This is a genomic window from Gordonia sp. NPDC062954 (assembly GCF_044543825.1).
Lineage (GTDB): Bacteria > Actinomycetota > Actinomycetes > Mycobacteriales > Mycobacteriaceae > Gordonia > Gordonia tangerina.
The window spans coordinates 60,137-72,968 of record NZ_JBITWL010000005.1 but is presented as its reverse complement, the minus strand read 5'-3'; the positions used below and the strand labels follow the sequence as shown (position 1 = coordinate 72,968).

Genomic DNA, 12,832 nt, shown 5'->3' with positions numbered 1-12,832 from the left:
GGATGGCCGCGAACGGAGTGAGTGGCGTATCGAGATCACATCACGGTCCCGCCAGAGAGCCGATCACCCCCGGTCAGTCATCGATGCCGGGTCTCCAGCGGCACTCGCGGAGGACGACCCGCCCGTCTCGGATGGGAACGCCCTCGGCGTGCAGCCTCGCCAACTGTCGCTCGGCCAGGTGTGGGGTCGGGCGGCCCGAGGCGGGGACCACGCGATGCCAAGGGAGGTCACCGGAATCGGTCCGCATGATCGCGCCTACGATCCGCGGGCTGGACAACCCGGCCGCATGGCCGAGGTCACCGTAGGTGGTCACCATGCCTTCCGGGATCGCCGCGACCAGTCCCCGCACCCGCTCCACGTCGTCATCAGTGATGGCGGCCATCTCAGACCTGCTCGAGAATCTCGCGGATCAACGTCGCGGTGAGTTCCGGCTCCAGGTACGGCACCATGTGCCCGCAGTCGGCATGTACCACCCGAATCGACTCCGCGTCCGCGCAGGATGCGAGGAAGTCGGGGCCCACGAACGGTGGCCGGACGCGATCGGCCACCACGACCACCGTCGACAGTCCGGTCGGTGGGAGCAACGCCTCGCGGGCCATCTCACTCCACGCCGTGGCCGCCGCCGGCGCACTCACCCGCCATCCCACCCGGCCGTTGGCCACGGGAACCAGGTGCTCATCGATCTCCTTGTCCAACAACGTCTCCGGGATGTCCGCCCACCCCTCGCTGCGTTTCGCCGACCGGGCGTGATCGGCGTCGGCGTAGTCCCAGTGGGCCAGGCTGTCGGTGGCGACCTCCAGCGCCCACGAGGGGTCGAGACCCTGCGCCGGGTCGAGCAACACCAACCCCGCGACCGCATCGCCGAGACGATGGGCCAGCCGGACGGCGAGCGCTCCGCCGAACGAGTGACCGACGATCACGAATGGACGCGCAGAGGCAGGGATGTGCTCGTCGACAACTGCGACCAACGCGTCGACGTGGTCTTCGTAGGACCACGGCGGTGTCCACGGCGAGTGGCCGTGGCCGAGGAGATCAGGTGCGATCAGGCGCAGGTCGGGTAGCTGGTCGCCGGCCAGTGCCGCCCACCGGCGGCCGTGGCCGGTGAGGCCATGGATGGCCAGGACAGCTGCGGCGTCGCCGGTATCGGGTCCGAATGTGTGGGTGGTCAACGGCATGACGCCATCCTGCCGTAGCAGCGTGGCGACTGCGTTGGCACGCCATCTTCACGGTGCTGCTCGCCGAGGCTGTCGGTGGCGCGTGCTTCCATGGGGACATGGCCCGACGCAGCGATTCCCACCCCACCGCGGGGACGGCGCTGCGTACCCGACTGACCGCGGCACCGGGCGTCGACGACCGTACGCGGCAATGGCCCGCGGAGGTCACCGAGGTGATCGAATCGGCGGTGACGCGGGATTCGTCGCGGTCGTGGTCGCCTGTCCGGGTACACGGTGGCCCGGGTACGGGAAAGACGTCGGTCATCGTCGACGCCGCGGTCGCGCGGCTGTTGCGTGACGATGTGGATGCCGAGTCCGTTCTGGTGCTCGCGGCGTCCCGACGTGCCGCGGCCTCGTTGCGAGAAGAGATCACCCGACGGGTGTTGTCGGCGACCTCGGGGGGTGCGGACGGTGGCGTCGAGAACCGCGCGCTGCGTGAACCATTGGTGCGCACCGTGCACTCCTACGCCTTCGCGGTGTTGCGGCTGCAGGCCTCCGCGCACGGCAATCCGCCGCCCCGCCTGATCACCGGGTCCGAGCAGGACATGGTGCTGCGCGAACTGCTGGCCGGTGACATCGAGGACGGCGCCCGGTACTGGCCGGAACGGCTGCGGCCGGCGCTGGGCACCGATGGATTCGCACAGGCACTACGCGACCTGATGATGCGGGCTGCCGAGCGTGGCGTGGGACCCGAGGAACTGACCGCGCTGGGACGCGAACACCGCCGGCCGGAATGGGTGGCGGCCGGTCGTGCCTACGCGCAGTACGAGCAGAACATGTTGTTGCGCGGCGCAGTCGGTGCCGACGCCCCCGGCGCATCGGCGCCCGCGGTGGATGCGGCCGAACTCATCGGTTCGGCGCTGTCGGCGTTTGCGACCGATCCGGATCTGCTCGCCGGGCAGCGCCGACGAATTCGGCATCTGCTGGTCGACGACGCTCAGCACCTCGACCCGCAGGCGGCGGCGTTGGTGACGTTGATCGGGACGGGCGCGGATTCGACGATCATCGCAGCGGACACCGATCAATCGGTGTTCGGTTTTCGCGGGGCCAGTCCGCGATTCGCCGACGAGCTGACCGACCTCGGCGCTCCGCGAGATGTTCTGCTGGAAAAGACTTTCCGCAACCATCCCGAAATCGCGGCGGTCGGTGCCGCGCTCGCAGCTCGGCTGCCCGGCGCCCGGTCGCACCCGTATCCGAGGCCGACCGACGAGGCCGACGGCGATGACACGGATCCATTGCCCGGGGGTGCGGAGGTGAAGGTCTTCAGCTCGGCGGCCAAGGAGGCGACCGCCGTCGCCGACCTGTTGCGTCGCGCGCATCTGTTCGGTGGCGTGCCGTGGTCGCGGATGGCGGTGGTGGTGCGGTCGGTGTCGCTGGCCTTGCCTGCGTTGCGGCGCGCCTTCCGCTCGGCCGGGGTGCCGGTGACGACGCCCACCAGCGATCTGCCGTTGCATCGCCAACGGGCCGTCGGCGCCCTGATGGGTGTCCTACGCGTGGTGGCTGCGCGGGATCTGGCGCAGCGGGAGTCGGCCGAACGGGAGCTGGCCGGACAACCGGCTGATCGCGACAGGGCGGATGGCGAACCGGCAGCGCCGGACGCTGTGGACAAATCGGCGGTGGACGACGGATCGGCCGCGGACCATGAGTTCACGATCGACGATGCGGTGGCCCTACTGGGTGGTCCGGTCGGTGGCGCCGATCCCGGCGCGATGCGCCGACTACGTCGCGGTGTGCGGCGTCTCGACGAGCGCAGCGGGGGAGGCGCGGCCACCGATTCGCTGATCGCGATTCGGCGGGCGTTGCTCGACCCTGACGTCGCCGCCCGCTACATCGCGGCGCTGACCGAGGCTGAGGCCCGCCCGCTGGTGCGCACTCTCGACGTCATAGCGGCCGCCGATCGTGCCCATCGCGCTCGACGTGGGGTCGAGGAGACACTCTGGGCGGCATGGCAGGCCACCGGCCTGGAACGACGGTGGGCGGCGAGCGCGATCCGTGGCGGACCGGCGGGTGAGCAGGCCGACCGCGATCTCGATGCCGTGATGGCCATGTTCGAGGCCGCCGCCAATTTCGTCGATACCTTGCCCGCGGCGGGGCCGGCCGGATTCGTGCGGTACCTGGCGGCGCTGCAGATTCCGCGGGACAGTCGATTGGCCGGCTCGGCCAACGACGCGGTCACGGTGCTCTCGGCGCACGCTGCCGCCGGCCGCGAGTGGGACGTGGTGGCCGTGGCCGGGGTTCTCGATGGGCTGTGGCCGTCATTGCGCAGTCGTGGCAGCGTGCTGGCGACCGGACAACTCGTCGATCTGCTCGACGGTCTCGACCCGGATGCCCTGGACACGGTCGCGCGGTCGCGGTCGGCGCTCGCCGACGAACGCCGATTGCTGCTGGTGGCGTGTACTCGCGCGCGTCGTCGACTGCTCGTCACCGCGGTGGAGGACGGCGGCGGTGATGCCTCGCCGTCGCGGTTCGTCGTCGAGATTGCCGACGCCATCCGTCGGTTCCGGGGCACCGCCCTGCCCGATGCCGACGATCTCGGTGCCGACGGCACGGCGGACAAGGCATTGGCCGAATTGCCTCTGGACCCGGGGGTCGACCGTGTGCTGTCGCTGCCGTCGTTGGTGGCGACGCTGCGCTCCGAGGTGGTCGGTGACATCGGTCCCGACGGTCCGGGAGAGAAGGCCCGCGCGGCCGCGGAACTTCTTGCCCAACTGTCGGATTCCGATATCCCTGGTGCCGCGCCCCGGGACTGGTACGGCCTGGGCGGGCCCAGCGCCGAGATCGCGTTGTGGGCTCCCGACCGGGGGCCGGTGACGTTGTCGCCCTCAAACGTCGAGGCGCTGACCCGGTGTTCGTTGCGATGGGTGCTCGAGCGTCATGGCGGCCGCGACGGGGACGGGACGCCGGCGCTGACCGGCAGCCTGGTCCACACGCTCGTCCAGGCGGTCGCCGGCCAGATCGAACCGGCTGAGGTCACCGCCGCGCTGCGCGGCATCTGGGATCGGGTGGACACCGGCGCGGCGTGGTACTCGGTCCGTGAACTCGAACGCGCCGAAGCGATGCTCACCAACTTCCGGGACTGGCTGCGGATCTCACGCGACGAGCTGTCCGAAGTGGGGGTGGAGGCCGATATCGACGCGACGGTTCCGGTTGACGCGGACGAGCAGGAGATGGCGGTGCGGCTGCGGGGTCGGATCGACCGGCTCGAGCGCGATCATCAGGGCCGTCCGGTGGTGGTGGACGTGAAGACGGCCAAGACGGCGATCACCAAGGCCGACGCCCAGGAGCACGCCCAGCTGGCCACCTATCAGCTGGCGTTGGCCCTCGGCGGGGCGACGAGTGGACAGTCCGAGCCGGTGCAGCCCGGCGGTGGACGGCTGGTGTACGTATCGTCGGCGAACAAGAACACCGGCGCGGCCGAACGTGTCCAGGAGCCACTGAGCACCGAGCAGGTCGACGAGTGGATCTCGGTGGTGCGCAATGCCGCCCGTGCCAGCGTCGGTCCGGTGTTCGCCGCCACCCGCAACCCCGGATGCAGTCATTGCGCGCTGGCGTCGAGCTGTCCGGCCCAGCTTCGTGGGAAGACGGTGATCGATGACTGAGCGGCCCACGATCTCGGCCGTCGCGATCGCCGCCGCCCTTGGTCTGCCGACTCCGACGCCCGAACAGGTCGCGGTGATCGAGGCACCGATGGAGCCGGTGTTGGTGGTGGCGGGCGCCGGTGCGGGCAAGACCGAGACCATGGCCTCTCGGGTGGTGTGGCTGGTGGCCAACGGTCTCGTCGCTCCCGACGAGGTGCTCGGCCTGACGTTCACGCGGAAGGCGGCCAGTGAGCTCGGCGCGCGTATCCGGCGAAGACTGTCGATGCTGGCGGGGTCCTCGGCGTTGCGCGGCTGGGATGTCGACGGTGCCATCGCCGCCCGGCTGAGCGGCGGTGACCCCGAGGTGAGTACCTATCACGCCTACGCCGGGCGGCTCATCGCCGACTACGGTCTGCTGCTGCCGGTGGAACCCAACTCCACACTCCTGTCGGAGACGGAGTTGTGGCAGATGGCGTTCTCGGTGGTGTCCAACTGGACCGGCGAGCTGCAGACCACCAAGGTGCCGGCCAGCGTCACCGAAGCGGTGCTGAAGCTCTACGGCGACATGGCCGAGCACCTGGTCGACTTCGACGACCTCCGTCGCGCCGGTGACGACCTGTACCAGCTGATCGACACACTGCCGAAGGGACCGCGTCAGCGCGACACCCCGACTCAGGCGTTGCTGAAGATCCAGGACGTCATCGACGAGCGGCGCGAACTCATCCCGATGGTCATCGCGCTGGGTGAGACGATGCGGGCGGCGACGGCCCTCGATTTCGGCAGCCAGATGTCCCTGGCGGCCCGGCTGGTGATGCGGAACCCGGAAGTCGCCGCTGCCGAACGCACCTCGTTCAAGGCGGTGTTGCTCGACGAGTACCAGGACACCGGCCACTCGCAGCGCATCCTGCTCGCCACACTGTTCGGTGTGGCGCCGGGCGCGCCGAAACGATCGGCGCGCGGATCGGTCGCGGTTACCGCGGTCGGCGATCCCATCCAGTCGATCTACGGCTGGCGTGGGGCCTCGGCGGCCAACCTGCCTCGCTTCACCGACGACTTCCGTCAGTCCGACGGCACCCCTGCGGTGCGCCTGGAATTGCTGACGAGTTGGCGTAATTCGGCACACGCTCTGCGGTTGGCCAACCAGACATCCGAAGAGCTGCGGCGCCGCGGCATCCCGGTCAGCGTGTTGCGGCCCCGGCCGGACGCGCCCACCGGCACCGTCGACCTCGCCCTCACCGAGACCGTCGTCGACGAACGGCGCTGGATCGGCGAACACGTCGAACGCCTCTACCGAGGCGCCGAGGCGGCCGGTGAGCCGCCACCGACCACCGCGATCCTGGTGCGCCGCAACGACGATTCGGCGCCCTTGGCGGCCGAACTGGAGAGCCGTGGCATTCCTGCCGAGGTGGTCGGCATCGGCGGGCTGCTGCACGTGCCGGAGATCGAGGACGTGGTGGCAATGCTGCGCCTTATCGCCGATCCGATGGCCGGTACGGCGGCGATGCGGTTGCTGACCGGCGCCCGATGGCAACTCGGCGCGGGCGACCTCGCGTCACTGTGGAAACGCGCCACCGAGCTCGCAGCCGTCGAGTTCACTGCCGCCAACGGCATCGTCGCCTCGCGCGAGGCGCTCGACAACGCGTTGGATGCGGTGCTGCCCACCGAGATCGTGGATCGCGCAGGCATCGCCGATGCGTTGGTCGACCCGGGAGAGCCACATCGATACAGCGAGGAGGGTTTTCGGCGTATTCGGACGTTCGGCGCCCAATTGGAGTCGCTGCGCCGCCGGATCGGCCAGCCGTTGCCCGAATTGGTCGCCGACGTGGAGAACACCATCGGAGTGGCCGTGGAGGCGCAGATCCGGGCGCGCCGGATGCGTGGTGCGATCACCGGCCGTGAGCACCTCGATGCATTCGCGGAGTACGTGACCACCTACGCCGAACGGTCGGGTGCGAATCTGCCCGGCTTGTTGGCGTTCCTCGAGACCGCCGAGACCATCGAGAAGGGGCTCGAGCCCGGTCGCATCGAGGTCGCCGAACAACGCGTGCAGATCCTCACCGTCCATGCCGCGAAAGGCCTGGAGTGGGATGTCGTGGTGTTGCCTCATCTGTGCCACAACATCTTTCCGGGCGGACGTGCCGACAGCACCTGGTTGGGTAGTGCCAAGGAACTGCCCGCGCAATTGCGCGGCGACCTCGCCGACGGTGCGAACGCGGAGGGCTTCCCGCCGCTCGACCTGCACGCGGTCGCCGACCGCAAGGAACTCGAAGTGGCGCTGACCGAGCACAAGGAGGCCATCGCGCAGCGTCGGCTCGAAGAGGACCGGCGGCTGCTCTATGTCGCGCTCACCCGAGCCAAGGAGACGTTGCTGATCTCCGCCCACCACTGGTCGGAGAGCGGCGACCGACCGCGCGGTGGGTCGGAGTTCTTCGCCGAGATCCGCGCGATCGTCACCGCGGCGATCGACGATCCGACCGTCGACTCGACCGGCATGGCGATCGATGTCGACGCCGACGAGCCGGCGCAGGACGCAACCAATCCGTTGGCCGACGAGATCGCGAGCGCGCCGTGGCCTCGGGACGTGCTGGGGGAGCGGCGAGACGCGGTCGACGCCGCGGCACGACTGGTGGAAGACGCGATCGCCGCGCGCGGCACACCGACGCTGTTCGAGGCGTCGGCCACTGACATCACACCCGGGTCCGGAGCGTCGGTGACCTCGGAAGCAGACCTGACCGAGTCGGCTCGGGAGATCGCCGCCTGGCGCGCCGAGGTGGACGCTCTGCTGGCCGAGCACCACCGCATCAACACCGCGGAGGTCGACGTGGCGTTGCCGACGCACCTGTCGGTCAGCCAGCTCGTCGAACTCGACGCCGACGAGGCGGCCTTCGCGCGGCGGCTGCGTCGCCCCACCCCATTCGCACCCAACCCGACCGCGCGCCGCGGCACCGCCTTCCACGCCTGGGTGGAGGGCTGGTTCGGCGCCACCCGACTCCTCGACATCGACGAACTGCCCGGTGCGGCCGACGCCACCGCGGCTCCCGACACCGACCTCGAGGAGCTGCGTGCGTCCTTCCTCGCGTCGCGCTGGGCTCAGCGCAGCCCCACCGAGGTCGAGGTGCCGTTCGAGACGGTCATCGGTCCCACCGTGATCCGCGGCCGCATCGATGCGGTGTTCGCCGAATCCGATGGCGGCTGGCTGGTGGTGGACTGGAAGACCGGTTCGGTGCCCGAGCCGGCCCGCCGCGAGTCGCTGTTCGTGCAACTCGCCGCCTACCGGATCGCCTGGGCGCAGTTGGCCGGGGTCCCGCTGGAGAAGGTGCGCGCGGCATTTCACTACGTGCGGTCCGGCTACACCCTGGAACCCGATGACCTGCCCGATCGACCTGCACTCGCGGCTTTGCTCGCGAAATGAGCTAGATTCGCCTCGTGAACGAACGGCGGCACATTTGAGACGACCTCGTGGATTCGGCAGCCGGCTACGATCCGAGCACTTGTCGGAGGGGCCCGACTACGCACTGGTCGGGGTCGTCCGCATCCCGGAACTGCAACAGAGTCCGGGACGGGCGATCGGCAAGCGCGTCGTGTTCGCGGTCATCGCCCTGTTCCTGACGTCGGTGATCGTGTTCCTCGACCGGGACGGCTACAAGGACTCCCAAGGCGGGGAGCTCTCGTTTCTGGATGCTCTGTATTACTCGGCGGTGACGTTGTCGACCACTGGATACGGCGACATCACCCCGGTGACCCCGTTTGCCCGCCTGATCAACCTGCTGGTGATCACCCCGCTGCGCGTGCTGTTCCTGATCGTGTTGATCGGCACCACGCTCGAGGTGCTGACCGAGCGATCCCGGCAGGCCCTCAAGATCCAGCGTTGGAGGAACAGCGTGCGTAACCACACCGTCGTGATCGGATTCGGCACCAAGGGACGAACCGCGGTGGACGCGATGATCGGTGACGGCATCAAACCGGCCGAGATCGTCGTGGTCGACGCCGATGCCGATGTGCTCGAGGCCGCGGCCGCAGACGGGCTTGTCACCGTCCGCGGCGACGCCACCAAGTCCGACATCCTGCGCTTGGCGGGGGTGGCCCATGCGGCGAGCATCGTGGTGGCCGCCAACCGTGACGACACCGCGGTCTTGGCCACCCTGACCGCCCGCGAACTCAATCCCCGGGCCAAGATCGTCGCGTCGATCCGCGAGTCGGAGAACACCCACCTGATGCGTCAGTCGGGTGCGAACTCGGTTGTCGTGTCGTCGGAGACCGCCGGCCGGCTGCTCGGCATCGCCACCATGACCCCGTCGGTGGTGGAGGTGATCGAGGACTTGCTCACCCCCGACGCCGGCTACGCCATCGCCGAACGCGAAGTCGACCCCACCGAGACCGGCGGATCTCCGGCGCACACCCGCGACCTCGTGCTCGGGGTGGTGCGCAACGGCGTCTTGCATCGCGTGGACGACAGCGAGGTCGAACAAATCGAGGTCGGCGACCGACTGCTGTATGTGCGCAAGGGAGGTCAGGACTGATGGCCCACTTCACGTTGGCCCGCCCGCCGCTGCTGGCGCAGGCCAGGTTCGACCGGGCCGACGAGATCCGCGACGACCCGGACCGGATGCAGTCGGGTTGGCCGACGGCGCGGGTGCTGCAGATCGATCAGGCCGGGCGGTATCCGGTGGCCGACGACGGTGGCCTGCGATGGATCGAAGCCACCGACCTCGGTGACCGACCGCCGATGGACGCGGTGTTTCTCGGCGTCGGGAGCAGCGACCTGTGGACAGTGCGGGTCAGCGAACTCGACGGCCGCGCCGACGATCCGCGCCGCGGCGCCCACGGGCTGACCGCCGACGACGCAGGTCTGCTGGCGACGGCCCTGGGTATTCTCAATTGGCATGCCACCGCGGCGTTTTCGCCGGTGGATGGCACGCCCACCCGACCGGCGCGGGGCGGTTGGGTGCGCCGGCACCCGGACACCGGTGTAGACGAGTTCCCGCGCACCGATCCGGCGATCATCACCGTCGTCCACGACGGGGCCGACCGGGTCCTGTTGGGGCGACAGTCGGTGTGGCCCGACGGTTGGTATTCGACGCTCGCCGGATTCGTCGAGCCCGGTGAGTCGCTGGAGCAGTGTGTTCTGCGGGAGGTGTACGAGGAGGTCGGCATCACCGTTGCCGAGCCGCGGTATCTGGGCAGCCAGCCGTGGCCGTTCCCGCGGTCGCTGATGCTCGGTTTCTCTGCTCTCGGCGACCCCGCCACGCCGCTGCAGTTCTTGGACGGTGAGATCGGCGACGCGGCCTGGTTCGAGCGTGCCGAGGTGATCGAGGCGCTCGAGAACGGCAGCGAGTGGGTCCGTGGCGACGGCGCGGTGGGCACCAGCTCCGACGGACGCCGACTCCGGCTACCCGGCTCGATCTCCATCGCCCGTTCGCTGATCACGGCGTGGGCCTACGCCGAGCACTGAACTGTCCGGACACCGAGCCGTCCGGTCTCGAACCCGATGAGTGGGAACAGCAGCGGGATTCGTGCTGTTATGGGGGACATGAGCAACGTGATCGACGACGACGCCTCGGCCCGGGTTTCCGACACCGGCGAACTGACCATGTACACCACGAGTTGGTGTGGTTTCTGTGCCCGCCTCAAGACCGGGCTCAAGAGTCTCGGTCTGACCTGGCAGGAAGTGGACATCGAGCTGAATCCGGACGCCGCCGAATTCGTCGGCAGCGTCAACGGCGGCAACCACGTGGTTCCGACCGTGCTCTACGCCGACGGCACCACTGCGACCAACCCGTCGGTGGCCGAGGTCAAGGCCAAGCTCGGCGTCTGAGCCACCCCGGAGCGGGCCCGTTCGCGATGTCGGCGACCGATGGCATAGTGAACCGGTGCCCGATCCTCACCGCATCCTCGACGGTCTCGACCCCGAGCAGCAGCGGGCGGTGATGGCACCCCGTGGGCCGGTCTGTGTGCTGGCCGGTGCCGGAACCGGCAAGACCCGCACCATCACTCGCCGCATCGCTCACCTGATCGACAGCGGTCAGGTGAGTCCGGGCCATGTTCTGGCGGTGACCTTCACCACCCGGGCGGCCGGCGAGTTGCGGTCGCGGCTGCGCGCGTTGGAGATCAGCGGTCCGGGGGTGTCGGTTCAGGCTCAGACCTTCCACGCCGCGGCTCTCCGTCAACTGCGCTATTTCTGGCCGCGCGGCCTGACCTGGGAACTGCTCGATCACAAACTGCCGGTGGTGGCCCACGCCGCACGCGGGGTCGGGGTGACCACCACGAGTGAATCGCTACGCGATCTGGCCACCGAGATCGAGTGGGCGAAGGGCTCGCTCATCAGCCCGGCCGACTACCCGGCTCGCGCCGCCACCGCCGGCCGGGACGCGCCGTTCGGTCATGACGTGGTCGCCGCGGTCTACGACGCGTACGAGGCGGCGAAACGCGACGGTTCGCACCTGTTGCTCGATTTCGACGACCTGATCATCTATGCCGGCGAGATCCTGCGCGAGCCGGATGCCGCGGCCAACTTCCGCGCCCGTTACCGCTGTTTCGTCGTCGACGAGTACCAGGACATCACCCCGGTGCAACAGCGCCTGCTCGATTCCTGGCTCGGCGAACGCGACAACCTGACCGTGGTCGGCGACGCCAACCAGACCATTTACTCCTTCGCCGGGGCCACCGCCGACTATCTGCTGGGTTTCACCCGTCGCTTCCCGGAGGCCACCCTCGTCCGCCTCGAGCGTGACTATCGGTCCACACCGGAGGTCGTCGCCGTCGCCAACCAGGTCATCGGGGCGGCCGAGGAACGCAGCCCGGGTACGCGTCTCGAACTGATCGGTCAGCGTGATAGGGGACCGGCCCCGCGGCCGGCCGAGTTCGCCGATGACATGCGTGAGGCGCGCGGGGTGGTTGCGCAGATCAAACACCTGGTCAACGCGGGCACCCCGCCCGCCGAGATCGCGGTCCTGTACCGGGTCAACGCGCAATCGGAGCGGTTCGAGGAGGTGCTGACCGAGGCCGGCATTTCTTATCAGGTCCGCGGCGCCGAGGCATTCTTCACCAGGACCGAGATCGTGCAGGCCATGCGCAAACTCACCGACGTCGCCGCTCGCGACGATCTGCCGGCGGACGCCGATACCGCCCGAGTGGTGCGCGCGGTGCTGGCGCCGCTCGGACTCGGCGCCGACGAGCCGGCCGGCCCGCACGCCAAGGCCCGGTGGGAATCCCTGCGGGCGTTGATGTCCGTCGTCGACGAACTACTCGCAGACGAGCCGGGCATGTCGTTGCGCAGGCTGGTGTCCGAGCTGACCACGCGTGCCGAGGAACGCCACACACCCGAACGCACCGGGATCACCTTGGCGTCGCTGCATGCGGCCAAGGGACTGGAATGGGATGCGGTCTTCCTCGTCGGGCTCACCGAGGGATCGGTACCGATCGCACAGGCGATCAGCAACGGAGCCGAGGCCATCGAGGAAGAGCGTCGGCTGTTCTATGTGGGCATCACCCGCGCGCGGGTGCATCTGTACCTGTCGTGGAGTCTGTCGCGCACCGGGGCGGGTCGCGTCACGCGTCGCCGGACCCGCTTCCTGGACGGGATCGAACTGGACCCGCGACGCAGTGGTCGCTGTGTCGAGTGCGGCGCCGACCTGGTGAACCCGGAGTCGCGGGTGCGTGGCCGGTGCGGCAGCTGTCGCATCGAAGAGCAGGGTGACGAACTGCTGGCGGCACTGCGCGCCTGGCGCCGTGACCACGCACAGGAGCGCGGTATCGGCGAACTGGCCGTGCTCACCGACGCGATGCTGGAGGCGATCGCCGATCGCCGTCCGGCCGACACCGCGGCGTTGGGGTCCATCCCCGGGATCGGGCCGGTGAAGCTGGAGCAGTTGGGTGGCGCGGTTGTGGAGTTGGTCCGGGCGCGAGGGGGCGCTCGCCGCGGATGACCGGTGGTCCAGGACACGAAACCGCAGGTCAAAAATAGGTTGTGCGATTCGCGTCGCCCCGCCTACTCTGGATTCGTCAGCACGGGGAGAGACTCGTATGTCCGTAACGGGTCAC

At 69.2% G+C, this 12,832-nt stretch carries 8 protein-coding genes; 6 read left to right on the top strand and 2 right to left on the bottom strand.

Annotated elements, in window-relative coordinates:
- Positions 1-73 precede the first annotated feature (73 nt).
- Both ACIGKQ_RS07110 and ACIGKQ_RS07105 read right to left on the bottom strand, forming a co-directional pair.
- Positions 74-382 (bottom strand): MGMT family protein, encoded by a 309-nt coding sequence (locus ACIGKQ_RS07110; RefSeq protein ID WP_235724591.1) that lies wholly within the window; start codon positions 380-382, stop codon positions 74-76.
- Position 383: 1 nt separating this feature from the next.
- On the bottom strand, positions 384-1,175 hold the full coding sequence (locus tag ACIGKQ_RS07105; protein WP_396572934.1) for an alpha/beta fold hydrolase: 792 nt from the start codon (positions 1,173-1,175) through the stop codon (positions 384-386).
- A gap of 98 nt (positions 1,176-1,273) precedes the next feature.
- Here ACIGKQ_RS07105 and ACIGKQ_RS07100 point away from each other — a divergent pair, with 98 nt between their 5' ends.
- The 6 genes from ACIGKQ_RS07100 (at position 1,274) to ACIGKQ_RS07075 (ending at position 12,717) form a co-directional block, all read left to right on the top strand.
- Positions 1,274-4,813: an ATP-dependent helicase gene (locus tag ACIGKQ_RS07100; RefSeq protein ID WP_396572932.1), complete on the top strand. Its 3,540-nt coding sequence runs from the start codon at positions 1,274-1,276 to the stop codon at positions 4,811-4,813.
- Positions 4,806-8,204 carry an ATP-dependent helicase gene (locus ACIGKQ_RS07095; protein ID WP_396572931.1) on the top strand — a complete coding sequence of 1,133 codons (3,399 nt, stop codon included), beginning with the start codon at positions 4,806-4,808 and terminating at the stop codon, positions 8,202-8,204. Before ACIGKQ_RS07100 ends, ACIGKQ_RS07095 begins: the two co-directional genes overlap by 8 nt.
- A gap of 79 nt (positions 8,205-8,283) precedes the next feature.
- Positions 8,284-9,312, top strand: a complete 1,029-nt coding sequence (locus ACIGKQ_RS07090; RefSeq protein ID WP_235724587.1) for a TrkA family potassium uptake protein — start codon at positions 8,284-8,286, stop codon at positions 9,310-9,312.
- Positions 9,312-10,244, top strand: coding sequence for an NAD(+) diphosphatase (gene nudC / locus ACIGKQ_RS07085; protein WP_396572929.1), 933 nt, complete (start codon positions 9,312-9,314; stop codon positions 10,242-10,244). The genes ACIGKQ_RS07090 and nudC overlap by 1 nt, the downstream gene beginning before the upstream one ends.
- Positions 10,245-10,322: 78 nt before the next feature.
- Positions 10,323-10,607, top strand: a complete 285-nt coding sequence (locus ACIGKQ_RS07080) for a mycoredoxin (protein WP_235724585.1) — start codon at positions 10,323-10,325, stop codon at positions 10,605-10,607.
- Positions 10,608-10,662: 55 nt separating this feature from the next.
- Positions 10,663-12,717 (top strand): ATP-dependent helicase, encoded by a 2,055-nt coding sequence (locus ACIGKQ_RS07075; protein WP_266062379.1) that lies wholly within the window; start codon positions 10,663-10,665, stop codon positions 12,715-12,717.
- Positions 12,718-12,832 lie beyond the last annotated feature (115 nt).

Excerpts from the sequence above, each read along its gene's own strand:
- ACIGKQ_RS07110 (WP_235724591.1), bottom strand. The coding sequence starts at position 382 with ATGGCCGCCATCACTGATGACGACGTGGAGCGGGTGCGGGGACTGGTC.
- ACIGKQ_RS07105 (WP_396572934.1), bottom strand. The coding sequence starts at position 1,175 with ATGCCGTTGACCACCCACACATTCGGACCCGATACCGGCGACGCCGCA.
- ACIGKQ_RS07100 (WP_396572932.1), top strand. The coding sequence starts at position 1,274 with ATGGCCCGACGCAGCGATTCCCACCCCACCGCGGGGACGGCGCTGCGT.
- ACIGKQ_RS07095 (WP_396572931.1), top strand. The coding sequence starts at position 4,806 with ATGACTGAGCGGCCCACGATCTCGGCCGTCGCGATCGCCGCCGCCCTT.
- nudC (WP_396572929.1), top strand. The coding sequence starts at position 9,312 with ATGGCCCACTTCACGTTGGCCCGCCCGCCGCTGCTGGCGCAGGCCAGG.
- ACIGKQ_RS07080 (WP_235724585.1), top strand. The coding sequence starts at position 10,323 with ATGAGCAACGTGATCGACGACGACGCCTCGGCCCGGGTTTCCGACACC.